Origin of the sequence: Herbaspirillum sp. NPDC087042, from assembly GCF_044745245.1 — a bacterium.
GTDB lineage: Bacteria > Pseudomonadota > Gammaproteobacteria > Burkholderiales > Burkholderiaceae_D > Herbaspirillum.
Window position 1 is genome coordinate 243,680 of record NZ_JBIUZW010000002.1, and the last position, 26,883, is coordinate 270,562.

At 65.8% G+C, this 26,883-nt stretch carries 27 protein-coding genes; 18 read left to right on the forward strand and 9 right to left on the reverse strand.

Translation table 11 applies throughout. The annotated features are described in order from the left end of the window. Nucleotides 1-26: 26 nt before the first annotated feature. The 3 genes from ACIPHN_RS05325 to ACIPHN_RS05335 all read left to right on the forward strand — a co-directional run bounded on the left by ACIPHN_RS05325 (nt 27) and on the right by ACIPHN_RS05335 (nt 2,332). A complete protein-coding gene (locus tag ACIPHN_RS05325; RefSeq protein WP_400433822.1) occupies nt 27-548 on the forward strand; it encodes a DUF4160 domain-containing protein in 522 nt (173 codons plus the stop codon). Beyond that, on the forward strand, nt 545-997 hold the full coding sequence (locus ACIPHN_RS05330; protein ID WP_400433825.1) for a DUF2442 domain-containing protein: 453 nt from the start codon (nt 545-547) through the stop codon (nt 995-997). The genes ACIPHN_RS05325 and ACIPHN_RS05330 overlap by 4 nt, the downstream gene beginning before the upstream one ends. Nucleotides 998-1,282: 285 nt before the next feature. After that, nucleotides 1,283-2,332, forward strand: a complete 1,050-nt coding sequence (locus tag ACIPHN_RS05335) for an NAD(P)-dependent alcohol dehydrogenase (RefSeq protein WP_400433828.1) — start codon at nt 1,283-1,285, stop codon at nt 2,330-2,332. Between the two features lie 97 nt (nt 2,333-2,429). Here the strand turns inward: ACIPHN_RS05335 and ACIPHN_RS05340 are convergent, their stop codons facing one another. Then, nucleotides 2,430-3,074, reverse strand: coding sequence for a carboxymuconolactone decarboxylase family protein (locus ACIPHN_RS05340; RefSeq protein WP_400433831.1), 645 nt, complete (start codon nt 3,072-3,074; stop codon nt 2,430-2,432). Nucleotides 3,075-3,219: 145 nt separating this feature from the next. Continuing rightward, on the reverse strand, nt 3,220-4,173 hold the full coding sequence (locus ACIPHN_RS05345; RefSeq protein WP_400433834.1) for a LysR substrate-binding domain-containing protein: 954 nt from the start codon (nt 4,171-4,173) through the stop codon (nt 3,220-3,222). Nucleotides 4,174-4,329: 156 nt separating this feature from the next. Between ACIPHN_RS05345 and ACIPHN_RS05350 the strand changes: the two genes are divergently transcribed. From ACIPHN_RS05350 to ACIPHN_RS05360, 3 genes are all read left to right on the forward strand, one after another. Next, the gene (locus ACIPHN_RS05350) at nt 4,330-4,887 is read left to right on the forward strand and encodes a flavodoxin family protein (protein ID WP_400433837.1); all 558 of its coding nucleotides are present in this window, start codon (nt 4,330-4,332) and stop codon (nt 4,885-4,887) included. A gap of 25 nt (nt 4,888-4,912) precedes the next feature. Next, nucleotides 4,913-5,608 (forward strand): carboxymuconolactone decarboxylase family protein, encoded by a 696-nt coding sequence (locus ACIPHN_RS05355; protein ID WP_400433840.1) that lies wholly within the window; start codon nt 4,913-4,915, stop codon nt 5,606-5,608. Nucleotides 5,609-5,744: 136 nt separating this feature from the next. Beyond that, nucleotides 5,745-6,299: an SRPBCC domain-containing protein gene (locus ACIPHN_RS05360; protein WP_400433843.1), complete on the forward strand. Its 555-nt coding sequence runs from the start codon at nt 5,745-5,747 to the stop codon at nt 6,297-6,299. Here ACIPHN_RS05360 and ACIPHN_RS05365 read toward each other — a convergent pair. Both ACIPHN_RS05365 and ACIPHN_RS05370 read right to left on the reverse strand, forming a co-directional pair. Beyond that, nucleotides 6,296-7,216, reverse strand: a complete 921-nt coding sequence (locus tag ACIPHN_RS05365) for a LysR family transcriptional regulator (protein ID WP_400433847.1) — start codon at nt 7,214-7,216, stop codon at nt 6,296-6,298. The two genes, ACIPHN_RS05360 and ACIPHN_RS05365, sit on opposite strands and share 4 nt — an antisense overlap. Further along, nucleotides 7,213-8,280, reverse strand: coding sequence for a GlxA family transcriptional regulator (locus ACIPHN_RS05370; RefSeq protein WP_400433850.1), 1,068 nt, complete (start codon nt 8,278-8,280; stop codon nt 7,213-7,215). The genes ACIPHN_RS05365 and ACIPHN_RS05370 overlap by 4 nt, the downstream gene beginning before the upstream one ends. 126 nt (nt 8,281-8,406) lie before the next feature. Between ACIPHN_RS05370 and ACIPHN_RS05375 the strand changes: the two genes are divergently transcribed. After that, complete coding sequence (locus ACIPHN_RS05375; RefSeq protein ID WP_400433853.1) at nt 8,407-9,207, forward strand: alpha/beta fold hydrolase; 801 nt, start codon at nt 8,407-8,409, stop codon at nt 9,205-9,207. Between the two features lie 55 nt (nt 9,208-9,262). On the opposite strand, the gene ACIPHN_RS05380 is transcribed toward ACIPHN_RS05375, so the two are convergent. Continuing rightward, the gene (locus ACIPHN_RS05380) at nt 9,263-10,192 is read right to left on the reverse strand and encodes a LysR family transcriptional regulator (protein WP_400433856.1); all 930 of its coding nucleotides are present in this window, start codon (nt 10,190-10,192) and stop codon (nt 9,263-9,265) included. 144 nt (nt 10,193-10,336) lie between these two features. On the opposite strand from ACIPHN_RS05380, the gene glcE reads away from it, so the two are divergent. The 7 genes from glcE to ACIPHN_RS05415 all read left to right on the forward strand — a co-directional run bounded on the left by glcE (nt 10,337) and on the right by ACIPHN_RS05415 (nt 18,410). Continuing rightward, nucleotides 10,337-11,503, forward strand: coding sequence for a glycolate oxidase subunit GlcE (gene glcE / locus ACIPHN_RS05385; RefSeq protein WP_400433859.1), 1,167 nt, complete (start codon nt 10,337-10,339; stop codon nt 11,501-11,503). A gap of 14 nt (nt 11,504-11,517) precedes the next feature. Beyond that, entirely contained in the window at nt 11,518-12,030 is a 513-nt protein-coding gene (locus ACIPHN_RS05390; protein ID WP_400433861.1) for a 4Fe-4S dicluster domain-containing protein, read from the forward strand. Further along, the gene (gene glcF / locus ACIPHN_RS05395; RefSeq protein WP_400433864.1) at nt 11,919-12,761 is read left to right on the forward strand and encodes a glycolate oxidase subunit GlcF; all 843 of its coding nucleotides are present in this window, start codon (nt 11,919-11,921) and stop codon (nt 12,759-12,761) included. Before ACIPHN_RS05390 ends, glcF begins: the two co-directional genes overlap by 112 nt. After that, nucleotides 12,758-14,212 carry an FAD-linked oxidase C-terminal domain-containing protein gene (locus ACIPHN_RS05400; RefSeq protein WP_400433867.1) on the forward strand — a complete coding sequence of 485 codons (1,455 nt, stop codon included), beginning with the start codon at nt 12,758-12,760 and terminating at the stop codon, nt 14,210-14,212. Before glcF ends, ACIPHN_RS05400 begins: the two co-directional genes overlap by 4 nt. A gap of 29 nt (nt 14,213-14,241) precedes the next feature. Next, the gene (gene hppD / locus ACIPHN_RS05405; protein ID WP_400433870.1) at nt 14,242-15,327 is read left to right on the forward strand and encodes a 4-hydroxyphenylpyruvate dioxygenase; all 1,086 of its coding nucleotides are present in this window, start codon (nt 14,242-14,244) and stop codon (nt 15,325-15,327) included. A gap of 91 nt (nt 15,328-15,418) precedes the next feature. Next, nucleotides 15,419-16,732, forward strand: a complete 1,314-nt coding sequence (locus tag ACIPHN_RS05410) for an MFS transporter (protein WP_400433872.1) — start codon at nt 15,419-15,421, stop codon at nt 16,730-16,732. Nucleotides 16,733-16,778: 46 nt separating this feature from the next. Next, a complete protein-coding gene (locus ACIPHN_RS05415) occupies nt 16,779-18,410 on the forward strand; it encodes a carboxylesterase/lipase family protein (RefSeq protein WP_400433875.1) in 1,632 nt (543 codons plus the stop codon). Between the two features lie 9 nt (nt 18,411-18,419). On the opposite strand, the gene ACIPHN_RS05420 is transcribed toward ACIPHN_RS05415, so the two are convergent. After that, nucleotides 18,420-19,364, reverse strand: a complete 945-nt coding sequence (locus ACIPHN_RS05420) for a LysR substrate-binding domain-containing protein (protein WP_400433878.1) — start codon at nt 19,362-19,364, stop codon at nt 18,420-18,422. 172 nt (nt 19,365-19,536) lie between these two features. Between ACIPHN_RS05420 and ACIPHN_RS05425 the strand changes: the two genes are divergently transcribed. Together ACIPHN_RS05425 and ACIPHN_RS05430 are read left to right on the forward strand one after the other, a co-directional pair. Next, a complete protein-coding gene (locus ACIPHN_RS05425; RefSeq protein ID WP_400433881.1) occupies nt 19,537-20,163 on the forward strand; it encodes an FMN-dependent NADH-azoreductase in 627 nt (208 codons plus the stop codon). A gap of 40 nt (nt 20,164-20,203) precedes the next feature. Next, complete coding sequence (locus ACIPHN_RS05430) at nt 20,204-20,512, forward strand: YciI family protein (protein ID WP_400433884.1); 309 nt, start codon at nt 20,204-20,206, stop codon at nt 20,510-20,512. Between the two features lie 15 nt (nt 20,513-20,527). Here the strand turns inward: ACIPHN_RS05430 and ACIPHN_RS05435 are convergent, their stop codons facing one another. Continuing rightward, nucleotides 20,528-21,436, reverse strand: coding sequence for a LysR family transcriptional regulator (locus ACIPHN_RS05435; RefSeq protein ID WP_400433886.1), 909 nt, complete (start codon nt 21,434-21,436; stop codon nt 20,528-20,530). Nucleotides 21,437-21,690: 254 nt separating this feature from the next. On the opposite strand from ACIPHN_RS05435, the gene ACIPHN_RS05440 reads away from it, so the two are divergent. After that, the gene (locus ACIPHN_RS05440) at nt 21,691-23,013 is read left to right on the forward strand and encodes a 2-hydroxycarboxylate transporter family protein (RefSeq protein ID WP_400433889.1); all 1,323 of its coding nucleotides are present in this window, start codon (nt 21,691-21,693) and stop codon (nt 23,011-23,013) included. 4 nt (nt 23,014-23,017) lie between these two features. On the opposite strand, the gene ACIPHN_RS05445 is transcribed toward ACIPHN_RS05440, so the two are convergent. Beyond that, the gene (locus ACIPHN_RS05445) at nt 23,018-24,247 is read right to left on the reverse strand and encodes a nitrate- and nitrite sensing domain-containing protein (protein WP_400433892.1); all 1,230 of its coding nucleotides are present in this window, start codon (nt 24,245-24,247) and stop codon (nt 23,018-23,020) included. A gap of 116 nt (nt 24,248-24,363) precedes the next feature. Beyond that, nucleotides 24,364-25,257, reverse strand: coding sequence for an HD-GYP domain-containing protein (locus ACIPHN_RS05450; protein WP_400433894.1), 894 nt, complete (start codon nt 25,255-25,257; stop codon nt 24,364-24,366). Nucleotides 25,258-25,527: 270 nt separating this feature from the next. Between ACIPHN_RS05450 and ACIPHN_RS05455 the strand changes: the two genes are divergently transcribed. Then, nucleotides 25,528-26,853, forward strand: coding sequence for a tetratricopeptide repeat protein (locus tag ACIPHN_RS05455; RefSeq protein ID WP_400433897.1), 1,326 nt, complete (start codon nt 25,528-25,530; stop codon nt 26,851-26,853). Nucleotides 26,854-26,883 lie beyond the last annotated feature (30 nt).

A 26,883-nucleotide genomic window follows, 5' to 3' on the forward strand; every position in this document is an offset into this window, starting at 1 on the left:
CCGTTATCCCATCCCGAAATACGCTGTTGAACCTGCGCGCCCTTGACGAAAGGGCGCGTGTGGCATTTGCACGGGTTCAGGATCGGGTCTATTATCCAGATAACCTAACAGTTAGGTTTATGAGAATTTGTTCGCATAAGGGGCTGGTCATTTCCGTGCTGACAAGAAATGAGCATTGCCCGCCGCATGTGCATGTAGGAACCCCACAATGGGATGCCCGTTATCGCTTCAGTTTCTGGCACAACGGCGTCGAACTGTGGGATGTCGTTCCGGGCAGGCGCGGGCCGAGTATGGCTTTGGCAGAAGAGTTGCGACAAGTGATCCAGCAACCTGCTCACCTGTGGCGAGCCCGGGAACGTTGGTGGCTGAGCAGGCACACGGTGTGCCTGGATAACCAGCAGTGGGATGGAGAGGCTGAAGAGGTTGTCAGTCCGCAGCGATATCGACCGGCCGCCATCGACATTGTTTCGGCACGTTTCGACCCTTGGCAGGACAGGACGATATTGCAACTTGCGGGGCAATCCAGCCCCTTGGAAATCGAGCGATGACAACGATCAAGGCAAAGCAACGCGACAATGAACCCGTTACGCCAGCGTCGTGGGAGCGCGCCGTTGCGGAAGGTCGCAGGCGCCGCAGCATCACGCTACAGGCCACGCAGGTCAGCTATCTCCCTCAGCACGAGGCATTGGTGGTGGGCTTTGCCGACAATGCGGCGATCCTGCTGCCAATCAACAACTATCCCGAACTGGTAAGGCTCAGCACAGCTGAACTGGGTCGCATCGTGATTGGTTACGGTGGCAGTGCCTTATGCCTGGAGGAACAGGATCTGCATGTGTCCATCGCCGGCCTGGTAGCGGCTAGCGCGCCCTTGATGGCATTGGCTGTCACGGTTGTCGCCGCCCGCAATGGCAGCCGCAGCAGCGCGGCCAAGGCATTGGCGGTGCGTGAGAACGGCCGCAAAGGAGGGCGACCACGCAAGGTGTTGCCGACCGAATAGGACCCGCTGGACAAGCTGAACCAGCCCCTTTCCGGAACCAAAGGCAAGGTCCCGCTGACCAACCCACCGCGGATCACGGCTGCCCGGCGCCGATGGCGCAGATGAGGCACAATGGCCCACCGGCGATGGCCGCAACGCCGGCCTGCTGCCGGATGAATAGGCAAGAATCGCAGCGGATTGGGTCTGTCCCTGGCCCGCGGCCCGCGACACAATCCAGTGTTTCCCGGCAGGCCTGCCCACCGGCTGCCTGCCCGCTTTCAACGCCAGCCTACTCCAGGAGATCCCATGCAAGTACATGCCTATGGCGCCCACGCAGCCGACAAGCCGCTGGAACACCTGAACATCACCCGCCGTGCCACCGGCCCGCACGACATCCAGATCGACATCGCCTATTGCGGCATCTGCCACTCCGACCTGCACCAGGTCCGCTCCGAATGGGCCGGTACCCAGTACCCCTGCGTTCCCGGCCACGAGATCGTTGGTCGCGTGGCCGCTGTCGGCGACCACGTCAAGAACTACAAGGTCGGTGACCTGGTCGGTGTGGGTTGCATCGTCGACAGCTGCCAGCATTGCGAGGATTGCGATGCCGGCCTGGAAAACTATTGCGACAACATGACCGGCACCTACAACGGCGCCACCCCCGACGCGCCGGGCTGGACCATGGGCGGCTACTCGCAGCAGATCGTGGTGCATGAGCGCTACGTGCTGCGCATCCGCCACCCCGAGGCCGACCTGGCCGCCGTGGCGCCGCTGCTGTGTGCCGGCATCACCACTTACTCGCCGCTGCGCCACTGGGGCGCCGGCCCCGGCAAGAAGGTCGGCGTGGTCGGCATCGGCGGCCTCGGCCACATGGGCATCAAGATCGCCCATGCCATGGGCGCGCATGTGGTGGCCTTCACGACCTCCGAATCCAAGCGCGCCGATGCCAAGGCACTGGGCGCGGATGAAGTGGTGGTCTCGCGCAATGCGGATGAAATGGCGGCCCATACCAAGAGCTTCGATCTCATCCTCAATACCGTGGCCGCACCGCACGAGCTGGATGCCTTCCTGATGCTGTTGAAGCGCGATGCCACCATGACCCTGGTGGGTGCACCGGCGACACCGCATCCCTCGCCCAATGTGTTCCTGCAGATCATGAAGCGCCGCTCGATTGCCGGTTCCATGATCGGCGGCATCCCCGAAACCCAGGAAATGCTGGACTTCTGTGCCGAACACGGCATCGTGGCCGATATCGAACTCATCGCGGCCGACGGCATCAATACCGCCTACGAGCGCATGCTCAAGGGCGACATCAAGTATCGCTTCGTGATCGACAACGCCACGATGGGGGCCTGATCGTCCCGGCTCCTCGCCCAGCGGGGAGGCACAAACGAAAACCGGACTGGCGCGTCATGCGCCAGTCCGGTTTTTTTATGCCGTATCGGCAGGCTGCTTATGGGGCCGGTGCCAGGTGGCGTTCCAGCGCCTGCAGAGTGCGCCGGCCACTGTCCGCATCGACGGCCTGCGCCAGGACGCTGGCGGCCTGGCGCAGTTGCGCGGCGCTCAAGCCGACGTTCATGCTGATGCGCACATGCGCCTGCAATTGCGGCTCCACCCCGGCCAGGGCCGACAGCGCGCCCACGGTCGCCAGTTCGCGGCTGCGCCAGTCGAGGTTGTCGCGCGAGAAGATGTCGCCGAAGAGATGGGTCTTGAGATAGAGATCGATGGCCGGCGCGAAGTCGAACAGCGGCCCCGTCACCGGTGCGCCCGCGAGCCGGGTCTGGTTGGCCGTGCCAGCGGCCAGCAGGTCGGTGCCGGTGGGAATGGGCGCCACGGGCGCGTGGCCGGGTGCATCCTCGATGCCTTGCTGGCGGCGCTCGGTGACGATCTTCATCAGCACACCCAGTGCATTGAGGCTGCGCGGAAAGCCCGCATAGGCATACAGCTGCACCAGCACTTCGCGCAGCTGGCTGATGTCGAGGCCGGTATCGAGACCGCGCCTGAGGGCAGGATCGAGGCGTTCCAGGTCGCCGGTGGCGGTGAAGGCGGCAATGGGAAGCAGGGCCAGCTGGCTGGCCGGGAGGTGTTGTTCAGTCATGGTGGTGTCAGCGTGGAGGGGGGCGGATGTCGTCTGGCCGATGTGGGCCATGGCCACAGTGTCGCAAGCAGCGCACGCCTTGACTAGGTGGCCTGGATTGCATGGACCTATTAGCAGGACTAATCAATCCGGCTGCGCATGCTGCCTACGCCGCGTACTTGCGCAACGACGCCAGCGGCACATGCAGCGCTTCCATGGCCGCGAAGCGTTCCAGCAGATACTCCACCGCCACCCGCACACGCGGCGCCACCAGCGCGCGGTGCGGATATTGCAGGCTCATCTCGTAGCTGCCGGGATGGTGCGTCCTGGGCAGCAGGATCTTCAGCTCGCCCTGCTGGAGATGGTGCCAGGCGTGATGCACGCCGACCTCGGCCACGCCCAGGTCGGCCAGCGCGGCCTGTACCAGCGACTCCGGCGAGGATAGCGTCAGCAAGGCATGGTCGGTGTTGAGGGTGGTCATGCTGCCATCGCTGCCCACGAAGTTCCAGGGCGAGACGCGGCCCCCCAGGAACTTGCGGGTGATCAAGCGGTGCCGGGTCAGGTCCTGCGGCCGGCGCGGTACGCCGTGTTGCTCCAGATAGGCGGGCGTGGCCACCAGGATCAGGTTCATCCGGCATACCTGGCGCGACACCAGCGAGGAATCGGCAATGCGTCCGCCGCGCAGGGCCAGGTCGTAGCCCTCCTGCACCAGATCGACGATGCGGTCATCGAAATCCACCTCGGCCGTCAGGGCCGGGTACTGCGTCAGCAGGCCCGGCAGCAGCGGCAGCAACTGTTCGCGTCCGAAGGCGGCACTGGTGGAGATGCGGATCTTGCCGGTAGGCGTGGCACGCGCGGCCACGACCGCATCGGTGGCCTGGTCCAGGGCGTCGAGGGCGATGCGTGCCTGGCGCAGGAAGGCGCTGCCTTCCTCGGTCAGGTTCAGGCTGCGCGTGGTGCGGTTCATCAGGCGCACGCCCAGTGCCGTCTCCAGCCCGGCCACGTTCTGGCTGACCGCCGCCGAGGAGATCCCCAGCGCCCGTGCCGCTGCCGCGAAGCTGCCGGCGTCAGCAGCCTGGACGAAGGACATGATGGCGCGCACGCGCTGCGAAGTATCCATGGAGAACCGCCTTCCGCAGAAAACCGATTGTTAAGTTGAAGTTGATGAATCTTAAATCATTACCGGTCTTCATCGACGCAATCAGTAAGCCCAGAATGTGCATTGTCGTCCCGGCCCAGGGCCACTCCCCGATTTGATTTATCCACAGGACTCATCATGAACATCAGCATTGTCTTCGACAGCGGCTACGGCCATACCGAAAAACTGGCACAGGCCGTGGCACGCGGCGTGGAGCGGGTCAGCGGCGCGCGCGCCATCCTGGTTCCCTTGTCGCAGGGCAAGGTGGACTGGGAGGCCATCGCCGGCAGCGAAGCCATCATCTTTGGTTCGCCCACTTACAACGGCACCATCTCGGCACGCTTCAAGCAGTTCATGGAAGACTCGACCCGCAAGTCCTGGATCCCCCAGACCTGGCGCAACAAGGTCGCGGCCGGCTTCACCAATTCCGGCGCGCTGCATGGCGACAAGCTCAATTCGCTGCTGGCCATGGCGCTGTTCGCGGCCCAGCAGGGCATGCTCTGGACCGGCATCGACCTGTTCCCCGGCAAGAGCGGCGACGAGATGAACCGCATCGGCGGCTGGCTGGGCGCGATGGCGCAATCCGACGATGCCCCGGCCGATGTCACGCCGGGGCAGAGCGACCTGGACACCGCTGCCTACCTGGGCCAGCGCGTGACCGAGGTGGCCGCACAGTTCGCCAATGGCCGCGCCTGAGCCGGCCGACCAGGAGGACTCCATCATGGCCCATGAATCCGCCAGCCAGTCCCTGTTCGCGATGATCGCCACCGTCGCGCCGGCATTGAGTACCTACACGCAGCAACGCGTCGTGGACGAGCTGTGGCATCGCCCCGGCCTGTGCGCGCGCGACCGTGCGCTGGTGACGGTGTCGGCGCTGGTGGCGCGCAATGCGACGCTGGCCTATCCCCATTACTTCAACAAGGCGCTCGACAGCGGTCTCACACCCGACGAGATCGGCGAACTGCTGACCCATCTGGGGTTCTACGCCAGCCTGGCCAATGCCTTTGGCGCCGTCGCCGCCGTGCGCGAGGTGTTTGCCCAGCGCGGTGTGGCCCCGGACCTGCAGGCCGCCGCCGCGCCGCAGCTGAGCAAGCTGGAGGACGTGGTACCGGCGGCGCTGCGCGATGCCCTGTTCGGCCTGCAGCAGGCCGATGCCGTGTCGCCGGCGCTGGTGCATTTCACCGACGAGCTGCTGCTGCAGGACCTCTGGCGACGCCCCGGCCTGGCCCCGCGTGAGCGTGCACTGGCCACCCTGGCCGCCTGGGCGGCGCTGGGCCAGGTGGAACGCCTGCCTGCCGGCCTGGCGCTGGCCATGCATCACGGGCTGACCCAGGGCGAGTTCGGCGAAGCACTGGCGCATATCGCCTTCTATTGTGGCTGGGGATTGGCGCAGAAGGCGGCCGTGGCCGTGGCATGACGGGTTGATGGAGGGTGGGGGACGTGGTCCTGATATCAGTTCAAATGATGTCAGCAATCATTTTTCAGGATTGGATTGATGACAGGAAGCGGCGCATCATGGGCCGCTCATCCTGATTCATCACCAAGGAATTGCCATGCATACCCCCGTCACCACCACCACCTTCACCGTCACCCAGGCAGCCATCGCCTGGCCTGCCGCCTACCTGCCGGGTCATACCGACAACTATGTGTCCAATGAAGTGATCGTCCCCGGCCTGTCGGCCGCGCAAGCCTGGGCCCTGCTCGATGACACGCGTGCCTGGCCCGCTTACTACGGCAATGCCAGCGAGATCCGCTTCCATGACGGTAGCGGCCCGCTGCTGTCGGCGGGTGCGCGCTTTCGCTTCACCACCTTCGGCTTCCCAGTCGAGGCCGAGGTCGTCGAATACCAGCCGCCTGCAGCCGGCCAGCCCGGTCGCGTGGCCTGGCATGGCTGGGTCGAGGGTGATGCGCAGCATCGGCTGGACGTCCACCACGCCTGGCTGTTCGAGGACCTGGAGGGTGGCCGCGTGCGTATCCTCACGCAAGAGACCCAGAACGGCCAGCCCGCCCGTGAACTGGCGGCGACTCTCCCCAATCCCATGCTCAATGCCCACCAGGAATGGCTCACCGGCCTGGTGGCCGCTACGCGTCAGGCGCAGCGGAGCTAGGCGTCGAGGGCCGGGCGACCGCAGCTGGCAAAGAGCAGCTGGCGCAACCAGCGCTGGGCCGGATCGCGGTGGCTGCGCTCGTGCCAGGCCGCGATCTTGGTAAAGCCCGGGATGGGCAAAGGTGGCGCCAGCAGCTTTAGCCCCTCCACACCCGCCACCAGTCGCTGCGGCACCACGGCCACCATGTCGGTGGCACGCAGGATGTCGGGCAAGACCAGGAAGCGCTTGACCGACAGGCTCACACGCCGTTGCAGTCCCAGGCGTGCCAGGGCCTCATCGGTGACGCCATGGAAGGGATCGCCCGCATACGACACCAGCGCGTGTTCCAGCGCGCAGAACTGCCGCAAGGAAAGACGTCGGCCACGCGCAGCCGGATGACCGGCGCGCAGTGCGCAGACGTAGTGCTCCTCGAACAGCTTGCGCGCATGCAGTCCCGGTGGCGTGGCCTCGGGCGTGCTCAGGGCCAGGTCGATCTCGCCGCGTTCCAGCCGCTCCTGCAGCGGCCCGTCCTCCACCGAGGCCAGCGCCACGCGCACCTGCGGTGCGTGTTGCTTGAGCGCCGTCAGGAACGGCACGGCAATCGCACGCAGCGCATAGTCGGTGGCGGCGACGGTGTAGTCCAGCGTTGCCGTGGCCGGGTCGAAGACGGCGGGATGCAGCAGGCCGTCGATCTCGCCGAGGATGCGCTGCAATGGCTGCTGCAGTTCCAGCGCGCGCGGCGTGGGTACGATGCCGCGCTGGGTGCGCGAGAACAGCGGATCGTCGAAGTTCTCGCGCAGCCGCGTGAGGATGCCGCTCATGGCGGGTTGCGTCACGCCCAGGCGGGCCGCGGCGCGGGTCACATTGCGCTCGTCCAGCAGCGCGGCCAGGGCTTTGAGCAGGTTCAGGTCAAGGGTGCGGAGGTCGGTCTTTTTCATCGTGGTAGGGAATGCAAAGGGAGCACCTCTCCGGCAGCGGCCACGCTGTCCTGCCGGGTGTCGGTATTGCGCATGCCGGACCAGCGCCGGTATTGCGCGGGCGTCTTGCCGGTCAGTTGCGTGAAGGCGCGCCGGAACGAACCCTCTTCCTTGTAGCCGCATTTCAACGCCACCTGCTTCACGCTCGTCCCCGGCACTTCCAGCAGGACACAGGCGGTTTCTATGCGCACGCGGATGATGAATTCCTTGGGTGATTCTTCGGTGATGCGCTTGATGCGCCGATGCAAGGTGCGCTCGCTCATGTTCAATGCCAGCGCCAGTTCCGTTGCCGTCAGGCCAGGATTGGCATGGCGCACAATCTGCTCGGCCTTCATCAGCAACGGGTCGGTGGCATTGATGTAGCCCCGCGGGGCGTAGATCAGCTGTGGCAGCGCCAGGCTGTCCGCCACCGACATGTCGGCCGCCAGCCTGGCAATCTCGGGACCGGCGAGGCGCTTGATGACGTGCAGCGCCAGGTCGATCCAGGACAGGGGACCGCCGGTGGTCACCACGCCATCCTGCTCCTCCACCGCCGTCCCCCAGACTGGCCGCGCCTTGGGAAAACGCTGCTGGAAGACCCGATGCAGCCACCAGGTGGTGGTGCAGCGCCGGCCATCGAGCAGGCCGGCCTGTCCGAGCACGAAGGTGCCGGCGCAGGCGCCCCCTGTCAGGGTGCCGTCGCGGTGATGGCGGTCAAGCCAGGCAGCCGCTGCCCGGATGCTGTCAGAATCGGGAGGCAGTCCATCTGGCCCGAGCGCCATGCCCGTCACCAGTACGGCATCGCAGTTGCCGGCATCGTCGAAGGCCGCATCGACCGGGATCGTGCGTCCCTGGGGATCGCGCAGCGCCTTGCCATCGGCGCTGACGATGACCGTCTCGAAACGCACCGTGGTGCGTGCGGGAGCTGCGGCCAGCAGGTCGACCGGCGGCGTGCGCAGGGCCTGGTCGGTCATCCAGAACAGGTCGGCCAGGCCAGTGATGGCCGATAGCAGGCTGCCCTCGACAGCCACGATGGCGATGCGCATGAGTCATCCTCGTCAGGCAGCAATAGCGGTTGGCGGATTTTGCATGATTTATGTCTGGTTTGCCATCTTATCCAGGGGCCCATGGCTGACTAGACTGCAATGGTCGATTTTTCCTGGAGTATCAAGATGCGAACCCCGTTTCATCCCCTGCGCTTGCTCGCCGCGGCCATCAGCCTGAGCCTGGTGGTGGCCGCTCACCCGGCCATGGCGGCGGCATCCAAGCCGACGCCTGCCGTGCACAATATCGTTCTCGTGCATGGCGCCTTGACCGATGGCTCCAGCTGGTTGCCCCTGATCACGCGGCTGCAAGCCATGGGTTACCACGTCGCTGCCGTGCAGAATCCCCTGACATCGCTGGCCGACGACGTTAGCGCCACCGAGCGGGTCTTGCGCAGGCAGAGCGGTGACGTGCTGCTGGTCGGCCATTCCTGGGGCGGTGCCGTCATCACCCAGGCCGGTAATGCCGCCAATGTCAAAGGCCTGGTCTATCTGTCGGCGCTGGCTCCTGATAGCGCGGAGTCGGTGCAGGACCTGATGACGAAGATCGATGCTCCGATGAATGGCTTGTCGCCAGACCCGGAAGGGCGGGTCTGGATGGATGACCCGCAGCAATTCCATCAATTCATGGCGGCCGACCTGCCCCTGAAGACGGCACGGCAACTGGTCGCCGTGCAGCAGCCCATCGTGGCCGCGGCCCTGGGCGAGAAGGTCGCGCATGCGGCCTGGCACGACAAGCCCAGCTGGTATCTCAAAACGGACGACGACCAGGCCCTGCGCGCCACGGTGCAGCAAGTCATCGCCGAGCGTATCGGCGCCCATATCGTCGCGATCCGATCCAGCCATATGTCCTTCCTGTCGCACACGGAGGAGGTTGCCCGCCTGATCGATCATGCCGCCAGGGAGGCGGCCAGGCAGACAGGTCGCTGAGTCGGCCATGCAGCTGGCCTGAGGCGGGTGACTCGCAGGTTCCAAGGCCGCCCGGTCACGGCCGGGTATCCACCAGCTTCAGGTCCGCTTGCGCACGTTCACTCAGGAACGGCCCGAGGAAATCGACGAAGGCCGATGCCGCCGGCGTCAGCGAGCGCGTCGTCGGCAGGTAGATCGACATCTCGCGTATCACCTCCGGTTCTTCGATGCGTCGCATCACCAGCCCGAAGGCATGTGCCAGCACACCGACGTAGGCCGGACACAAGGTGACGGCGAGGTCGGCTGCGGCCAGTCCCAGCGCCGTCGACAGATGGGTGACCGTATGGCTGGGCGTGAAATGCCGGTCGGGGGGAAGCGCGTGCAAGGCCTTGGCGACGTGGGTGGCGTAGTCGTGGCTGGCGACCACGCTCGGATGCCTGGCCAGGGCGGCCCAGGTGATCTTCTTGCGGCGCGCCAGCGGATTGCTGGCCGCGCACCACAGCACCCAGGGCGTTTCGTACAGGCTCACGCGGCGCACGCTTTCGCCGGTGGCGCGGTCGGGACCGACGGCGATATCCACATGGTCACCCTCGACCGCACCGACCAGTTCTTCCACGGCGCAGTCGACCAGCCTTACCTGCACGCGCGGTTTGCTCTTGCGGTAGGCGGCGATGGCCTGCGGCATCAGGGCACTGGCCACGAACAGCGGCGCGGCCACGCGTACTACGCCGGTGGTCTTGTTCTTGACGTCCTGCGCCGTGAGCATGGCCACGCCCAGCTCGCGCAGTACGCGCTCGGCCGCCGGCCGGAACTCGCGTCCCGCCTTGGACAGGGCCACTCGCCGCGTGGTGCGGTCGAACAGCGGGAAGCCGACTTCTTCCTCCAGTTCCTTGATCACCAGGCTGATGGCGCCGGCGGTCAGGTGAAGGCGCTTGGCCGCGAGATTGAAGCTCTCGGTGTCAGCCACGGTCAGGAAGGCGCGCAGTTGCTTGATGGTCAGGTTCATCGTTATATCGAATAAAAGATATCAATACTTCGTATTCTTTAGCAAAGCTCAATAATAGGCGAAAAGAACTCGCTTGTTGTGCCGTCGAGGGCTCACTACCATCCTCGTCACTGAGCCGCAAGAGCGAGGCAGGCAGGAGACAAGGTGAGCGAGAACGACGACAACATGGTGTGTGAAGAGCTGGGCGGCGAGGCATTCCATGCCGATCGCTGGCTCGCTGCGATACAGGACCGCATCCGCACCGCCGCGCGCCTGGGGCAGGCCCTGGCCATCGAGGGTGCCGGCACGCGCCGTGGTTTCGCCGGCCTGCCTGTGGGGGAAAGCCTGTCGCTGCAAGCCTATCGCGGCATCGTCCACTATGAACCCGATGACCTGGTCATCACCGTGCGTGCCGGCACGCCACTGGCCGAGATCGACCGGGTCCTGGCGCAGCGCGGGCAGATGCTGGGATTCGAGCCGCCGGCCCCCAGCGGGGCGACTATCGGCGGCGCCGTGGCGCTGGGCTGGTCCGGCCCGCGCCGGCCCTTCGCAGGTGCCTTGCGCGATCATTTGCTGGGTGTACGCATGCTCGACGGAATGGGGCGCGAGCTGCGCTTCGGCGGGCAGGTAGTCAAGAACGTGGCGGGCTTCGATGTGGCGCGCCTGATGGCCGGCAGCCTCGGCATCCTGGGGCCGTTGCTGGAAGTCTCGCTGCGCGTGATTGCGCGTGCGCCGGTGGAGCTGACCACGCTGCTGGCGGTGTCGCCGCGACAGGCACTGCAGATCCTGCGCAGCTTGCCCAGCGGCCCCGGCCTCCTGAGTGCGGCAGTCCATGTCGATGGCTGTCTCCATTTGCGCAGCAGCGGGTCGGCCCATGGGGTGCGTAGCTTCCTGGCGCGCCAGGGCGGGGAGCTGCTGGATGCGCAGGCCTCACAATCGTTCTGGCAAGCCTTCACCCAGCAGACCCATTCCTTCTTCCAGCCGCCTGAGGGCGACGTCGGCGACGGCGCCGCGCGCTTGCGCCTGTGGCGCGTCTCGGTACGCCCGGGGTCACCCGAGATGGATCTGCACCCGGTCGTGACCAGTGCCATCGACTGGGCCGGCGCCCTGCGCTGGGTCTGGGCGCCAGTGACGGCCGGGCAGGAAATCGCCGGCTGGGCGCGCGCGCACGGCGGCCATGCCAGCCTGTGGGCCCATGGCACGGCCGGGGAGCGTCGCGACGGGGTATTCGGACCATTGCCGCCCGCCGTGATGGCGCTGCATGGGCGGCTCAAGCACGTGTTCGATCCGCGCGGGATCTTCAACGTCGGCCGCATGTATCCACCCTTCTGAAGACAGGCAATCCCATGCGAGTCGAATTCGATCAATGGATGACCGGCAGCGCCGCCGCGGCGGATGCCGAACGCATCCTCTCCTCCTGCGTGCATTGCGGTATCTGCACCTCGGTATGTCCGACCTACGACGTGCTGGATCATGAACTGGACAGCCCGCGCGGTCGCATCTACCTGATCCGCGACATGCTGCAGGGCGCACCTGTGAGCGAGCGCACGCGCGACCACCTGGACCGTTGCCTGGGCTGTCGGGCCTGCGAACCGGCTTGTCCATCGGGCGTGGAATATGGACAGCTGATCGATATCGGCCGCCAGCAGGTCGAGTTGCGTGTCCCGCGCACGGCCTTCGATCGTAGCAGGCGCGCCCTGTTGCGGCGTGCCTTGAAAGCCGCCGCTTGCTGGGGGCGGCCTTGCGGATGGGGTGGGCCTTGCGCCGATGGTTGCCGGCGCGGTTGCGCGCGCAGATCCCGGTGCGTCCGGCGCCGCCCCCGGCCTGGCCGCAGACCCGGCATGCACGCCGCGTCCTGACCCTGGGCGGTTGTGTGCAGGGGGCCGTGGCGCCCGGCTACGATGTCGCCCTGGCGCGCATCCTCGACCGCTTCGGGGTAGCGCTGGTACAAGTCGGCGGTACCGGCTGCTGCGGGGCCATCAGCCAGCACCTGGGCGCGCCCGCGGAGGCGGCGCAGGCCATGCGCCGCAACATCGATGCCTGGTGGCCATTGATCGAGGCCGGGGCCGAGGCCATCGTCCTCAGCTCCAGCGGCTGCGGCAGCATGGTCGAGGACTACGCCCACCTGCTCAAGGATGATCCCGACTATGCCGCCAAGGCCAGGCGCGTGAGCGCGCTGCTGCGCGATCCGGTGGAGCTGGTCGGCGCCCTGTGGGGTTGCGCCGACCTGGCGCTGGCCCCGCTGGCGGACGAGCAGCAGACACTGGCGTTCCATCCCCCCTGCAGCCTGCAACATGGCATGCGCCTCAAGGGCCGGGTCGAGTTGCTGCTGCAACGGGCCGGCTACCGGCTGGCACCCGTCAAGGACGGCCATCTGTGCTGCGGGTCGGCCGGTACCTATTCCATCCTGCAGCCGGCGCTGGCGGACGAACTCGGCCAGAGGAAGCTGGCCAAGCTGATGGCGGGCCAACCGCAGGCGATCGCGTCGGCCAATGTCGGCTGCATCCTGCACCTGCAAAAGAACAGCCCGGTGCCGGTCAGGCACTGGCTGGAACTGCTGGCCGAACGTTTGCCGCAGGAGCCGGCATGAAGCCGCGCGAATTCATCGATGCACTGTGTGCCATCGTCGGTCCGCAGTGGGTTTTGAGCGATCCCGAGACGGTCGCGCCCTACGAGTGCGATGCCCTGTTCCATCTGCAGCAGCGACCGCTGGCCGTGGTCTTGCCTGGCAGCGAGGAGGAGGTGGCGGCCCTGGTCGCGCTGTGTGTGCGGGCCGGTATCGCACTGGTGCCGCGTGGCGCCGGCACCAGCCTGTCGGGCGGCGCCACGCCGGTTGCCGAGGGGATCGTGATGGCCATGAACCGCCTCCGGCAACTGATGGTCGATCCGCTGGCCCGGCAGGCGCTGGCGCAACCGGGGGTGCGCAATATCGTGGTCTCGCAGGAGGCGGCGGGTGAGGGCCTGTTCTTCGCCCCTGACCCCTCCAGCCAGGTGGCCTCGACCATCGGCGGCAATATCGCCGAGAACGCCGGCGGGGTGCATTGCGTGAAGTATGGCCTGACGGTCCACAACCTGGCCGGCCTGCGCATGGTCGGCGGCGAGGGGCAGGTACTGGCGCTGGGCGAGGGCAGCCTGGACCAGCCCGGACTGGACCTGCTGGCGCTGGTTTGCGGGTCCGAGGGTTTGCTGGGACTGGTGACCCAGGCACGCCTGCGACTGTTGCCCACGCCGCAGGCGGTGCGCGTGTTGCTGGGATTCTTTCCCGACATCGAGGCGACCTGCGACGCGGTCTCGCGCATCATCGCCGCCGGCATCGTTCCGGCCGGGCTGGAAATCATGGACCAGGCTTCGCTGCAGGCCGCCCATCGCTACTCGCCGATACTGGCCTTGCGCATCGAGGCCGCTGGCGCGCTGCTGTGCGAGCTCGATGGCGAAGCCGATGATATCGAGGAGGCGACCACGCAGATCCGCACCATCTTCCGTGCGCTCGGCGTGATCGAGACCCGGCAGGCCGATGACGAGACGCAGCGCACCCAGCTGTGGGCAGCACGCAAGAATGTGCTGCCGGCCTTGCTGCGCAGTGCCAGTGATCTCTATGTCGCCGATTGCACCGTGCCGCGCCGCGTCCTGAGCCGGGTACTCCAGCGCATCATGGCGCTCTCGGACGAGCACGGTATCGCCGTGGCGCAGAGCTTCCACGCCGGTGACGGCAACCTGCATCCGGTGCTGTTCTATGACAGCGCCGTGGCGGGAGAGGAAGAACGCGCGCTGCGCCTGGCCGACGCCATCCTGCGGGAAGTGCTGGCCGAGGGCGGCACCGTCAGTGGCGAACATGGCATCGGCAGCGAGAAGCTGCATGGCATGTGCTGGCAATTCTCGGCGGATGAACTGGACCTGTTCCATCGCCTGCGCGCCGCCTTCGATCCACATGGCCTGTTCAATCCCGGCAAGGCCATCCCGACCCTGCACCGCTGCGCCGAGTTCGGCGCCATGCAGGTGGCGCGCGACGCGCTGCCTTTCCCCGAGCTACCCCGATTTTAACGACCGACCTTTGATGGGAGAAACCAAGCATGTCAGATCTCTTCGATAACCCCATGGGCCTGTGCGGCTTCGAATTCGTCGAGTTCGCCTCGCCCACGCCGGGTGTGCTGGAGCCGCTGTTCGAGAAGCTGGGCTTCGTGGAAGTGGCGCGCCATCGTTCCAAGGATGTCTCGCTGTATCGCCAGGGCGGTATCAACTTCATCATCAATCGCGACAGCAGCAGCCAGGCGGGCTACTTCGCCGCCGAACATGGCCCCTCCGCCTGCGGCCTGGCCTTCCGCGTGCGCGATTCGCATCATGCCTATCGCCGTGCATTGGAGTTGGGGGCGCAGCCGGTGGATATCCCGACCGGACCGATGGAATTGCGCCTGCCCGCCATCCGTGGCATCGGCGGCGCGCCGCTGTACCTGATCGACCGCTACGAGGAGGGCAAGTCCATCTATGACGTCGATTTCGAATTCCTGCCGGGTGTGGAGCGCCATCCGCGCGGCCATGGTTTCAGCGTGGTCGATCACCTGACCCACAATGTCTATCGCGGTCGCATGACCTACTGGGCCGACTTCTACGGCAAGCTGTTCAATTTCCGGGAGATTCGCTACTTCGACATCCAGGGCGAATACACCGGTCTCGCCTCCAAGGCCATGACCGCTCCCGATGGCCTGATCCGCATTCCCCTGAACGAGGAAGCCAGGCAGGGCGGCGGCCAGATCGAGGAATTCCTGATGCAGTTCAATGGCGAGGGCATCCAGCACATCGCCCTGCTGACCGACAACCTGCTGGAAGCGATCGACCAACTGCAGCTGGCGGGCATCCCGCTGCTGACCTCGCCCAATGCGCAGTACTACGACAACCTGGAAAAACGCCTGCCCGGTCACGGCCAGCCGGTCGATGCGCTGCAGGCGCGCGGCATCCTGCTTGATGGCAGCACCGAAGGCGGCTCGCCGCGCCTGTTGCTGCAGATCTTTTCCGAGCCTCTGCTGGGGCCGGTGTTCTTCGAATTCATCGAGCGCAAGGGCAACTATCGCGAAGGTTTCGGCGAGGGCAACTTCAAGGCCTTGTTCGAATCGCTGGAGCGCGACCAGATCCAGCGCGGTGTGCTGGCGACTGAAAAATAAGCAGCAAAAAATATAAATTTTTATCAACAGAGAGTGAACGCGCCATCCGACACAGATCGCGGGGCGCTTCCGGCATGACAAGGAGACTAGCGTGAGTACGATCGCATCCGGACTGGCAAGCGCCGCAGATGAGGACTTCGAGAACAAGACCTATGCCAGGGTGACCTGGCGCCTGATCCCCTTCCTGTTCCTGTGCTACGTGGTGGCCTACCTCGACCGCGTCAACGTCGGCTTCGCCAAGCTGCAGATGCTGGGCAGCCTGCAATGGAGCGACAGCATCTATGGCCTGGGCGCGGGATTGTTCTTCGTCGGGTATTTCCTCTTCGAGGTCCCCAGCAACCTGCTGCTGTACCGCTATGGTGCGCGGCGCTGGATCGCCCGCATCATGATCAGCTGGGCCATCCTGTCGGCAATGACGGCCTTCGTGACCACGCCCACGGCCTTCTATGTCGTGCGTTTCCTGCTGGGCGTGGCCGAGGCGGGCTTCTTCCCCGGCATCATCCTCTACCTGACCTACTGGTATCCGGCGCGCCGGCGCGGCAAGATCACGGCCCTGTTCATGACCGCCATCCCGATCTCGGGCGTGGTCGGCGGGCCGCTCTCGGGCTGGATCCTCGGCTCCTTCGGCAGCACCGGCCATGGCTGGGCCGGCTGGCAATGGCTGTTCCTGCTGGAGGCGTTGCCCTCGCTGATCGTCGGCATCGTCGTCCTGTTCTATCTGGATGACAGTATCCGCGGCGCGAGCTGGCTCGATGAAGACGAGAAGGCCATCCTGGAAAGAAATATCCGCAGTGATGCCGCCGGCAAGCTGGATCATTCGGTACGCGCGGCCTTCTCCAATGGCAAGGTATGGATCATGTGCGCCATCTACTTTGCCTGCGCCATGGGCAACTACGGCATCAGTTTCTGGCTGCCCTCGCTGATCCAGGCTGCCGGCATCAAGAACCTGCTGTCGGTGGGCCTGCTCTCGGCGATTCCCTTCGCGGTCGGCGCGGTCTCCATGGTGTTGTTCGCCCGCAGTGCCGACCGCCAGCTGGAGCGACGCTGGCACCTGGCCGTGGCCATGTTCATCGGTGCGGTCGGACTGACGCTGAGTGCCTGGTTCGGCAATCAGGCCGGGCTTGCCATTGCCGCGCTGTCCTTTGCCTCGGCCGGCATCATGTCGCTGGCACCGCTATTCTGGAGCCTGCCCACGGCCTTCCTGGGCGGTGCGGCAGCGGCCACCGGTATCGCGCTGATCAATTCCGTGGCCAACCTGGCGGGTTTCGTCAGTCCCTTCCTGATCGGCTGGGTCAAGGACCAGACCCATAGCACCAGCATCGGCCTGTATGTGCTTGCCGGCGTGCTGGTGGCGGGCGCCGCCATCGTGATCGGCGCTGTTCCCGCCAGGCTGGTGAACAAGTAGGCGCGGACCGGGCGTCAACACATCATCACGACAAGGAGGACTGGACATGCAAACTGGACGACGACGCTTCATGCAACAGGGGGCGGGATTGGCTGCGGGACTCGGGTCGCTTGGCGGGCCGGTATGGGCGGCGCCGGAACAGGCGCAAGAGCGTCGTGCCATCACGCTGGATACGCCGGGAGGTCCCATTCGCGGAGCCGCCGATGACCAGGTGCTGGCCTTCAAGGGCATACCCTATGCCCTGCCGCCGACGGGCGCCTTGCGCTTTCGTGCGCCGCAGCCGCATCCCGCCTTCGACCGGCCCTGCAATGCTTTCGCCTTCGGGCCGGCGCCGATGCAGCCGGAGCGCTTGCTGGCCAAGAGCGGGCGCAAGTTCATCGGCGATGCCTTGCCCTCGGAGGATTGCCTCTATCTCAATGTCTGGGCGCCGGCGACACCGGGACCGCATCCCGTCTTCGTCTGGATCTATGGCGGCAGCAATATCTACGGCGCCACCAGCCAGCCGATCTACGACGGCGCGCAATTCGCCAGGGATGGCGTGGTCTGCGTCACCATCGGCTATCGCGTGGGGGCCTTCGGTTTCCTGGAATTGGGCGAGTTGCTGGGTGAGGCGTATCACGGCTCGGGCAACAATGCACTGCGTGACCAGGTGCTGGGCCTGGAATGGGTACGGGACAACATCCGGGCCTTCGGTGGCGACCCTGGCCGCGTCACCGTGGGGGGCGAATCGGCGGGCGGCAAGAATGTATCGGCCCTGCTGGGATTGCCGGCAGCGCGTGGTCTGTTCCAGCAAGCCGTGATCCAGAGCGGTGGCGCGCTCACCACGCATGCCCTGGATGAGGCACACAAGGTGGCGCGCCTGTTCGGCGAGCAGTTGCAGCAACAGGCGGGCAGGGGGGCGTTGCGCGAGTTGCTGCTGGGCCGTCCGGCCGGGCAACTGATGAAGGCACAGATCGCGGCAACGAGCGCCTACACGCGCAACTTCGCCTTCCGCGCGGTGATCGATGGCAGCTACCTGACGCGTTCGCCGCAGGCCAGCCTGGAGCAGGGGGCATCGCGCCATCTGCGCCTGCTGATGGGAAGCAACCGCGACGAGGCGCTGATCTTCTTCCGCCCGGAATTGCTGGCGGCCTATCGTCAGGGCGAGAGCGGCACGGCAGCCATCCTCTCCAGGGAAATGGCGCAGCTCGATGTGGCGGCCATGGACAGCATGGCGCAGCGCTACCGGCAGGCCTTCCCGGAGCAGCATGATTTCCTGCGGCGTATCCAGCTATTGAGCGCGGAAGAATACTGGGTGCCGATGCTGCGCCTGGCCGAAGCGCATGTGGGCAATGGCGGCGAGGGCTACCTGTATCGCTTCGACCAGGAGTCGGCCGAGGAACCCTTCCGTGGTTTCGCCGTGCATGCCTCGGACCTGCCCATCGTCTGGTCGAATTTCCAGGAACCCTTCCTGGAGATGCTCTACCGGCCCACCCCCTCGCTCCGCGATTTTTCCCGGATGGTGCACCAGGCCTGGGTGGCCTTCATCCGCGACGGCAAGCCGGCCCACGCAACGCTGCCGTCCTGGCCGCGCTACCAGCTGGCGCAGCGGCCGACCATGCTGTTGGCGGCCGGCGCGAACCGGGTGGTGGCCGATCCGGCGGGCGAACAACGACGTCTGTGGCGGGGCGTGCTCTAGCGCGCTTTCTCAGTTCGGGGTGGCCAGCAGCTCCTGTAGCGCCTGGTTTTCTTGCTGCATGGTCTGTGACAGTTCCACGGCCAGGAATTCGATGAAGGCGCGCACCGCCGGCACCAGTCCGCGTCGCGAGGGAAACACCGCATGCAGCTGGTGTGCCGGCGCCCGGTGCTGCGGCAGCGGCGCCACCAGCGCGCCATCGCGGATCGCCTGGTGGCAGACGTTGAAGGGCAGCACGGCCAGGCCGGCGCCGCCGATGGCCGCAGCCATCATCAGGTGCACGTCATCGGTCTGCAGCGCCGGGACATAGTCGATCGCGGCCACTTCGCCGTCCGGCCCATGCAGCCGCCAGCAGGACGGCTCGCCCGGCATGCCGCCGGGGCCGAGTCCGCGCAGGCCCTGCAGCGAGGCGATGCCAGCGAAGGGACCATGGGCGCGGATGAAGGCCGGGCTGGCCGTGAGGATCTGCTGGCTGGCGCCGAAGGTACGCACCACCAGGTTGGAGTCTTCCAGCGTGCTGCGCACCCGCATGGCCACATCGAAACCCTCGCCGATCACATCGACCCGCCGGTTGCTCAATTCCAGTTCCAGCCGGACATCGGGGTGGGTCGTCATGAAACGCGCCAGCAGCGGCGCCAGGAAGATATGCGCCACGCCCATCGGGGAGCTTACCCGCAGGCGTCCGGCCGGCCTGGCTCCCGCATGTTCGGTCACTTCCACCGCCGCGCGCGCGGCATTGGTCATGGCTTCGCAATGGGTGAAGAAGGCCGAGCCCACATCGGTGACGCGCACCACCCGCGTGGAACGTTGCAGCAGCCGCACGCCCAGTCGCTGCTCCAGTTCGGCCACGCGCCGGCTGATGCGCGACTTGGGCATGTTCAATGCCCGCGCTGCCGCGGAGAAACTGCCGTGCACCACCACGGCGGCAAACAGGGCCAGGTCATTGAGATCTTCCATGGAGGACGCTGCCTTGAAGGGAAGACTTGATTATAGGGGCTGGATTGTCCTATGGATGGAACGATCTGGTGCAGCGGCGGCGACTAGTGGCACACGCGGGCGATGGGTATCGTGAGCCCGTGCTTTTCCATTTTTCCTTTTCCCTTTTCCCTTTTTCCGAAAGGTCCTTGCCATGAAGATCCTCCATCTCGACTCCAGCATCCTCGGTGAAGCCTCGGCCTCGCGCGTACTCAGCGCCGCCGTGGTCGAGGAGCTGCTCGCCCTGCATCCGACCGCCCAGGTGAGCGTGCGTGATCTGGCCCAGACACCCATCACCCACCTGGATGGCGCCATTGCCGCTGGCTTTCGCCAGCCCGGCACGGTCGCCGAGGATCCCGCCGTGCGCGCCGAACACGCGCTCTCCGAGACCCTGGTGAGCGAATTGCTGGACAGCGACGTGATCGTGCTGGGTGTGCCGATGTACAACTTTTCTATCCCCAGCCAGCTGAAGGCCTGGCTCGATCGCATTGCCCAGCCGGGCCGCACCTTCCGCTATACCGAGAACGGCCCCGTCGGCCTGTCCGGCGACAAGGCGGTGATCGTGGCTTCCACGCGCGGCGGCATGTATTCCAGCGGGCCGGCGCAGGTGATGGATCACCAGGAGTCCTACCTGAAGGCCTTCTTCGGTTTCCTCGGTATCCAGCGCGTGCGCTTCGTGCGCGCCGAATTGCTGACCAAGGGGGCCGAGCTGCGCAGCAAGTCCATGCGCGAGGCACTCGATGGCGTTGCAGTCGTCGTCGCCGGTCTGTTTGCAAACTGATTTGCCGATTCCCCTGATCGACTGCCCTGGAGAGAACATCATGATCTATGCCATCCTGCTGACCTACACGCGCCCCATCGAGGAAGTCAACCAGCACCTCGAACCCCACAAGGCCTGGCTGGTGGAGAACGTCCGGCAGGGCCGGGTGATCTTCGCCGGCCCGCTGGAATCGAAGACCGGAGGCATGGTGCTGGCCTGCTGCGCCGACCGCGACGCCCTTGACGCGATGATGGCAGAGGATGCCTTCATCCTCCACAAGGTGGCCAGCTACCAGGCCCATGCCTGCGCACCGGCGCTGGCGTCGGCGGAGTTCCCGGCACATTGGGCGAGCGATGCAAAGTTCATCTGAGCCACGGGCGGCACGCTATGCCGCCACCCACTGCGCATGCCGGCCGAACCATACCGTCAGGAATTCTACAAAGGCGCTGACCTTGGCCGAGAGATTGGCCCGCTCCGGATAGACCGCATAGACATCGGCGCTGGGCAGCGCCCATTCCCTGAGCACCGGCACCAGCTGTCGTGATTGCAGGTGCTCGTGGATATCCCACTGCGAGCGCATCAGGATGCCGAAGCCACTCCTCGCCCAGAGCACGCCGACTTCGCCGTCATTGGTGCTGAGGCCACCGCGCACCTTGATCGTCTCGACCTTGTTGCCGCGCTGCAGGTGCCAGGTGCCATAGGCGGCATCGCTCTCGCGCAGGATGATGCACTGGTGGCTTTGCAGGTCGCGCGGTTGCGTGGGCGTTCCGGCCGCCTTCAGGTAGGCCGGGGCGGCGCACAGCAGGCGCCTGTTGCTGACGATCTTGCGCGCCACCAGGCGCGAGTCCGGCACCGTGCCGAACCAGATGCCGATATCGAAGGCCTGGTCGGCCAGGTTCACGCTGCGGTCGGTCAGCTCCAGCTGGACCTCGACCTCGGGATACTGGCGCGCGAAGGCGACGATGGCGGGGGCGATATGCCGCCGGCCGAAACCGAAGGTGGCATTGACGCGCAGCTTGCCGCGCGGTGAGCCGCGACTGCTGGAGACACGCTTTTCCAGTTCATTGAGTTCGTCGAGGATGCGCGCGCCGGTCTCCAGGTAGACCTCGCCTTCATGGGTGACGCTGATGCGGCGCGTGGTGCGGTTGAGCAGGCGCACGCCCAGGCGCTTTTCCAGCTGCGCCAGCCGCGCCGTCACCGCCGGTGGCGTCACGCCGATATCGCGCGCCAGCGCGGCCAGCGAACCGTGCTTGACCAGCCGGGTAAAGAATTCAAGGTCGGAGAGCTTGTCCATTGCGGATCATTCCAGAATATTGCCGTCAATTATTCATTTCAGATTAATGATGGATTACGTTCATGTTTATTATGAACATCCAATTCATTATTACACTTCCGCTTGTCAATTCCCATGCCCCCACCAGCGCTGTGCGGGCATGCGCAGGACTGACCAAGGCAACGCTGCGCCGGTCGGCGCAGATCGAGACGATCCGGTCGCTGGACACCTACCCATAACAATCACGTCCAGTGGCCATCCCAACAGGAGACACCATGAAATCCTTCGCCATGGACAAAGAGAACGGCAAGCCCGGTCTTGCGTCCACCCTGCTGCAATACCGTATCGGCCCCTTGCCGGTGCCGGTCTTCCTGGTGCTGGCGGCCATCACCGTGCTGGCCGCACTGAACCGCAAATTGCCCAACGACATGATCGGCGGCTTCGCCGTGCTGATGTTGCTGGGATTCCTGCTGGGCGAGGTGGGCTCGCGCATTCCGGTGCTGCGGCACATCGGCGGGTCGGCCATCCTCTGCCTGTTCGTCCCCTCGGCGCTGATCGGCTACGACCTGCTGCATGCCGACATGCTCAGGGCCCTGACCACCACCATGAAGACCGCCAACCTGCAGTACTTCTACATCGCCTGCCTGGTGGCCGGCAGCATCCTGGGCATGAATCACCGGGTGCTGGTGCAGGGCTTCATGCGCATGTTCCTGCCGCTGCTGGTGGGCACCATCGCCGCCGTGGTCGTGGGCATGCTGGTGGGGCTGGCCTTCGGCTACAGCCCGATGCATACCTTCTTCTTCATCATCGTACCCATCGTGGGTGGAGGCATCGGTGAAGGCATCCTGCCACTGTCGATCGGCTATGCGGAAATCCTCGGACGTTCGCAGGATGGCCTGATCGCCATGATGGTGCCGGCCGCACTGGTGGGCAACGTGGTGGCGATCCTCTCCAGCGGCATCCTGAAATGGCTGGGCGAGAAGCGTCCCGGCATCAGCGGCAATGGGGTGCTGGTGCGCAGTGGCGACGACCAGACGCTGCTGCACAACGAGCACATCGATGCGCCGCTGAACCTGAGCCTGATGGGCGCGGGGCTGCTGATCAGTTGCGCCTTCTTTATCCTGGGTTCGCTGCTCTCGCTCTATACCGGCATCCCCGGCCCCATCCTGATGATCGTCGCAGCGGCCCTGCTCAAGGTCAGCCGGGTAGTGCCACCGTCCATGGAACTGGGCGCCTACCAGATGTACAAGTTCGTCTCCTCCAACCTGACCTTCGCGATCCTGGTCGGCCTGGGCGCGCTGTTCGTCTCGTGGAAGGACCTGGCGCATTCGTTTTCGCTGGCCTATGTGGCCATCTGCGCCAGTGCCGTGGTGGCGCTGGTGCTCTCGGGCTACCTGGTGGGCAAATGGCTCAACATGTATCCGGTGGAGTCGGCCATCGTCACGGCTTGCCACAGCGGCCTGGGTGGCACCGGCGATGTGGCGATCCTGTCGGCCGCCAATCGCATGGGACTGATGCCCTTCGCGCAGATCTCCACCCGCATCGGTGGGGCGCTGATGGTGGTGCTAGCGACGCTGCTGCTGAAGTGGTTCCATTAGGAAATTAGGCGTCGGGCAGGATCTCGGTCAGCGACAGGATGGCCTGCGCCACCTCGGCGATGCGCCGGTTCTGGTTCATGGCGTGCTTGCGCAGGAGGCGGTAGGCGCTTTCTTCGTTCAAGCCCTGCTTCATCATCAGCACGCCCTTGGCGCGTTCGATGAGCTTGCGTTCTTCCAGGCTCTCGCGCACGGTGGCCAGCTCCTGGGTCAGGTTCTGCAGCCGCTCGGACTGGGTGCGCAGGATATCGACGATGGAGTGCGCCAGGTGCGGGCCGACACCGGCGTCCAGCCCGGGCGCGAAGGATTCCAGCGAGGCCAGCGGATCGACGGGTTCCTGCTGGCCCGGCAGCAGCGCCTGGTCGTCCAGCCCCTTTTGCAGTTCCACGATCTTGTCCCGGCACTGGGTCTGTACATAGCCGGCCAGGTGGATCTCGACCTGGTGCAGGCCGTCCATGCGCAGGGAGCAGCAGCGGTACCAGTCCTCGGCCAGTTCCGCATCCAGCGGGCGTTCGTGGCTGGTCAGCAGCTTGCGGCGCAGGCGTTCCAGTTCGGCCAGCGGCAGCGTGGCCTGCATGGCAGTCCATTCGTTGCGGAAACCTTCGGCGAAGGACTCGAAGCGGCGCAGCGCCTGCTCCTGCATCTCGATCTGGTATTCGATGGTCTGTTCCTGCTCGCGCGTGATCTTGCCCGAGGCAAAGGCCGCTGCGCCGGCGGCGCGCTCGCGGCCGGCGAATTCCTTGCCCTGCATCAGGTTGAACAGCGCCACCAGCAGGCGCGAGATCTGCGGATCGACGGCCACGTCGGCGGCCTCGAAGACCAGCGCCAGCAAGGCGCCGACCAGGGTCTTGAAACGTTCGTAGCTCTGGGCGGCGGTGATGGTCAGGGCCGAGATGTCGGCGCGCAACTGTGGCAGTCCGGCCAGCGCATGCAGGGAAAAGGCAATGCGGGTGTAGAGGCGGGCGCCGTTGCTCAAGGCATTGTCGTGTTCGGTCGATTGCAGCCAGGCATTGAATTCCTGCTGGGCCGCTTCGCTGGCGGCTACCCGTTCCTGGCGCTGGGCGGCGTCGCGCTCGCCGCGCGAGCCCAGGTAGATGTTGGAGACGCCGCGTTCCTGCTGCAGGCAGTGGATCAGCTTGCCCACGGTCAGCACCAGCTCGCAGGTGCGCGCCAGGCGTTGTAGTTCTTCCACCTCGCAGCGGCGGGCGGTGATCAGGTAGTTGAGGACGTTGTTCATGGTCGGGGCTGCAAAGAGGGATCTGCCGGAGGGCAAGCAAGAGTCATGCTAACGGGAAATGCACAATGCGTGATTTTCTCGTGAAACCCGCTCGCCGGGAAGCCGGCATGGACCCCTTATGCCAGCACCGCCACGCTTTCACCCACCAGCCGTCCGATCAGATCGGTATCGGGCGTGGCCGCCAGCGCGCGGGCGGCATTCTGGCGACCGGTGGCCAGCAGCGTGTCACCGGTGATGGTGTACTCGCTATGGCAGGCCGGGCAGTAGAGTGCATCGCCGTCGCGGGCCTGGCGCGGTCGCACCACGATGGGGCCGCACATGGTGCAGCATTGCAGCGGGATGCCCTGGTCGCTGTGGCCGACGATATGCGCCAGCGCCGGGTTGTCGGCCAGGCCGATGAAGCGCCGACCCAGTTCGGCGTCGAACTGGCGACCGAGTTCTTCTTCGATGATCTCCATGGCGCGGGCGATGGGCATGCCGTTGCGGTAGGGGCGGCTGCTGGTCATGGCATCGAAGGCGTCGCAGATGCCGACGATGCGGGCCACCAGCGGGATCTCGTGGCCGCGCCGGCCATACGGGTAGCCGCGCCCGTCCGGTGTCTCGTGGTGCAGCAGGATGGCATCTTCGGCCAGGGCGGCCAGCGGATGGCCGGCCAACATGCGCTGGCCGATTTCCGGATGGGTCTTGATGACGGCGTACTCGGCCTCATCGAGCCGGCCCTTCTTGCCCAGTACCGCGTCGGGAATGCCGATCTTGCCCAGGTCGTGCAGGAAGGCGCCGATGGCAATGCGCGCGACCGTGGCGGCATCCAGCCCGGCGGCCTCGGCCAGCAGCCGCGACAGACGTGCCACGCGCCACAGGTGCCCACCGGTATAGGGATCGCGCGCCTCGACCGCCCAGGCCAGCAGATACAGGCTGAACAACAGTTGTTCATCGGGGGAAGACGCAGCGTTCCGCGAGGTGGCCGGGGAGCGGCGGGTGGCGCGCTGCCACAGGGAAAGCAGGTTCATGCGGGCTCCGGATCAACAGTGAATGGGTCGTGGACATGGGCGACCTGCCTGAGGACACGTCGCCCTAGCCATTCGCTGGGGCCGCCGGTCCGGTTACAGTCCGCGTAAAAAATATTGTTCGACATTTTCCCTCAATCCCTGTAACCCTGACAGCCTGACCGGCGAATTTGGGGGGCAGACGGACGCAGTGTTGCGACCGTCGCATCCATGCCGGGCAATCCCGGTGACGCAATCGCACCGTGGCCTGTCGGTCACGCGGAGGGGACAACGATGTCGCACGCAGGGGAATTGACGGAATTCATGGCACAGACCTTCGAGGAGGCCTTCAGGCTGCATGCCGCCGGTCAACTGGCCGAGGCCGAGCAGGAATATCGCGTCCTGCTGGAGCTCGATGCCGACCATGCGGCGGCGCTGCATTACCTGGGCATCCTGATGCACCAGGATGGCCGCCACGACGAGGCGCTGGCCAGCCTGCAGCAGGCGGCAGTGCTGGCGCCGCAACAGGCTGACTGGTGCAATGACCAGGGCAACGTGCTGTTTGCCTGTCGGCGCTACGGCGAGGCTGTGGCCGCCTATCGGCAGGCGCTGGCGTTGCGTCCCGATGATGCGCAGTTCTGGAACAATTGCGGCGCTGCCCTGCGCGAGCAGGGCCAGCATGCCGAGGCGATCCAGGCCTTGCTGCGCGCCCTTGAACTGGCGCCGCAGCTGGCGCCGGCCATGCTGCAACTGGCGGCGCTCTACGAGCAAACCGGTGAGCGCATGCAGGCCTCGCGCTACCAGTGCCAGGCTTACGTATTGCCGCCGCACGAGGGCAAGTCGCCCGAGATGCTGGCCATTTCCTATTATTTTCTGGGCCAGGTCGATGAGGCGGCCCAGGTGTGCCGGCAATGGCTGGCCGACGAGCCGGCCAATCCGGTGGCGCGCCACATGCTTGACGCCTACGCCGGCGCACCGGTGACCTCGGCCTCGCAGGACTACGTCGCCAGGCGCTTCGACGACTACGCCGACAACTTCGACCACAACCTGGTGGGCAACCTGGAATACCGAGGCCCGCAGATCCTGGCGCGCCTGCTGGAGGGCGCCATGGGGCCGGCCAGGGCCGCAGGCGACATCCTCGACGTTGGCTGTGGCACCGGCCTGTGCGCACCGGTACTGGCGCCCCGCGCGCGCCGGCTCGACGGCGTGGACCTGTCGGCCAACATGTTGCGCCATGCGCGCGAACGGGGCAGCTACCATCATCTGGCCCAGGTCGAGGCCAGCGACTGGATGGAAGGGCAGGGCGGGCAATACGACCTGATCGCCGCCTGTGACGTGGTGATCTATTGCGGCGGACTGGAGCGTTTCTTTGCAGCGGCACGGCATGCCCTGCGCGATGGCGGCTATTTCTTCTTCACCGCCGAGACGGCGGAGGTGGACGACGATATCGCCGGGCAGGGTTACTTCCTGCACCCCAGCGGTCGCTTCCGCCATCGGCGCGATTACCTGGAGCGGGGTTTGCGCGCCGCCGGCTTTCATGTGGCCATCATGCAGGAGGAGAGCCTGCGCGTGGAAATGCAGCAGCCGGTGCCTGGCCTGGTGGTCTTGGCCGGCGTCTGAGTGCATCGACCTGCTTGCCAGTCCCGGAGG

Bases quoted from the DNA above. Each gene is read 5' to 3' on its own strand.
- ACIPHN_RS05330 (WP_400433825.1), top strand. From the start codon at position 545: ATGACAACGATCAAGGCAAAGCAACGCGACAATGAACCCGTTACGCCA.
- ACIPHN_RS05335 (WP_400433828.1), top strand. From the start codon at position 1,283: ATGCAAGTACATGCCTATGGCGCCCACGCAGCCGACAAGCCGCTGGAA.
- ACIPHN_RS05340 (WP_400433831.1), bottom strand. From the start codon at position 3,074: ATGACTGAACAACACCTCCCGGCCAGCCAGCTGGCCCTGCTTCCCATT.
- ACIPHN_RS05345 (WP_400433834.1), bottom strand. From the start codon at position 4,173: ATGGATACTTCGCAGCGCGTGCGCGCCATCATGTCCTTCGTCCAGGCT.
- ACIPHN_RS05350 (WP_400433837.1), top strand. From the start codon at position 4,330: ATGAACATCAGCATTGTCTTCGACAGCGGCTACGGCCATACCGAAAAA.
- ACIPHN_RS05355 (WP_400433840.1), top strand. From the start codon at position 4,913: ATGGCCCATGAATCCGCCAGCCAGTCCCTGTTCGCGATGATCGCCACC.
- ACIPHN_RS05360 (WP_400433843.1), top strand. From the start codon at position 5,745: ATGCATACCCCCGTCACCACCACCACCTTCACCGTCACCCAGGCAGCC.
- ACIPHN_RS05365 (WP_400433847.1), bottom strand. From the start codon at position 7,216: ATGAAAAAGACCGACCTCCGCACCCTTGACCTGAACCTGCTCAAAGCC.
- ACIPHN_RS05370 (WP_400433850.1), bottom strand. From the start codon at position 8,280: ATGCGCATCGCCATCGTGGCTGTCGAGGGCAGCCTGCTATCGGCCATC.
- ACIPHN_RS05375 (WP_400433853.1), top strand. From the start codon at position 8,407: ATGCGAACCCCGTTTCATCCCCTGCGCTTGCTCGCCGCGGCCATCAGC.
- ACIPHN_RS05380 (WP_400433856.1), bottom strand. From the start codon at position 10,192: ATGAACCTGACCATCAAGCAACTGCGCGCCTTCCTGACCGTGGCTGAC.
- ACIPHN_RS05390 (WP_400433861.1), top strand. From the start codon at position 11,518: ATGCGAGTCGAATTCGATCAATGGATGACCGGCAGCGCCGCCGCGGCG.
- glcF (WP_400433864.1), top strand. From the start codon at position 11,919: ATGGGGTGGGCCTTGCGCCGATGGTTGCCGGCGCGGTTGCGCGCGCAG.
- ACIPHN_RS05400 (WP_400433867.1), top strand. From the start codon at position 12,758: ATGAAGCCGCGCGAATTCATCGATGCACTGTGTGCCATCGTCGGTCCG.
- hppD (WP_400433870.1), top strand. From the start codon at position 14,242: ATGTCAGATCTCTTCGATAACCCCATGGGCCTGTGCGGCTTCGAATTC.
- ACIPHN_RS05415 (WP_400433875.1), top strand. From the start codon at position 16,779: ATGCAAACTGGACGACGACGCTTCATGCAACAGGGGGCGGGATTGGCT.
- ACIPHN_RS05420 (WP_400433878.1), bottom strand. From the start codon at position 19,364: ATGGAAGATCTCAATGACCTGGCCCTGTTTGCCGCCGTGGTGGTGCAC.
- ACIPHN_RS05425 (WP_400433881.1), top strand. From the start codon at position 19,537: ATGAAGATCCTCCATCTCGACTCCAGCATCCTCGGTGAAGCCTCGGCC.
- ACIPHN_RS05430 (WP_400433884.1), top strand. From the start codon at position 20,204: ATGATCTATGCCATCCTGCTGACCTACACGCGCCCCATCGAGGAAGTC.
- ACIPHN_RS05435 (WP_400433886.1), bottom strand. From the start codon at position 21,436: ATGGACAAGCTCTCCGACCTTGAATTCTTTACCCGGCTGGTCAAGCAC.
- ACIPHN_RS05440 (WP_400433889.1), top strand. From the start codon at position 21,691: ATGAAATCCTTCGCCATGGACAAAGAGAACGGCAAGCCCGGTCTTGCG.
- ACIPHN_RS05445 (WP_400433892.1), bottom strand. From the start codon at position 24,247: ATGAACAACGTCCTCAACTACCTGATCACCGCCCGCCGCTGCGAGGTG.
- ACIPHN_RS05450 (WP_400433894.1), bottom strand. From the start codon at position 25,257: ATGAACCTGCTTTCCCTGTGGCAGCGCGCCACCCGCCGCTCCCCGGCC.
- ACIPHN_RS05455 (WP_400433897.1), top strand. From the start codon at position 25,528: ATGTCGCACGCAGGGGAATTGACGGAATTCATGGCACAGACCTTCGAG.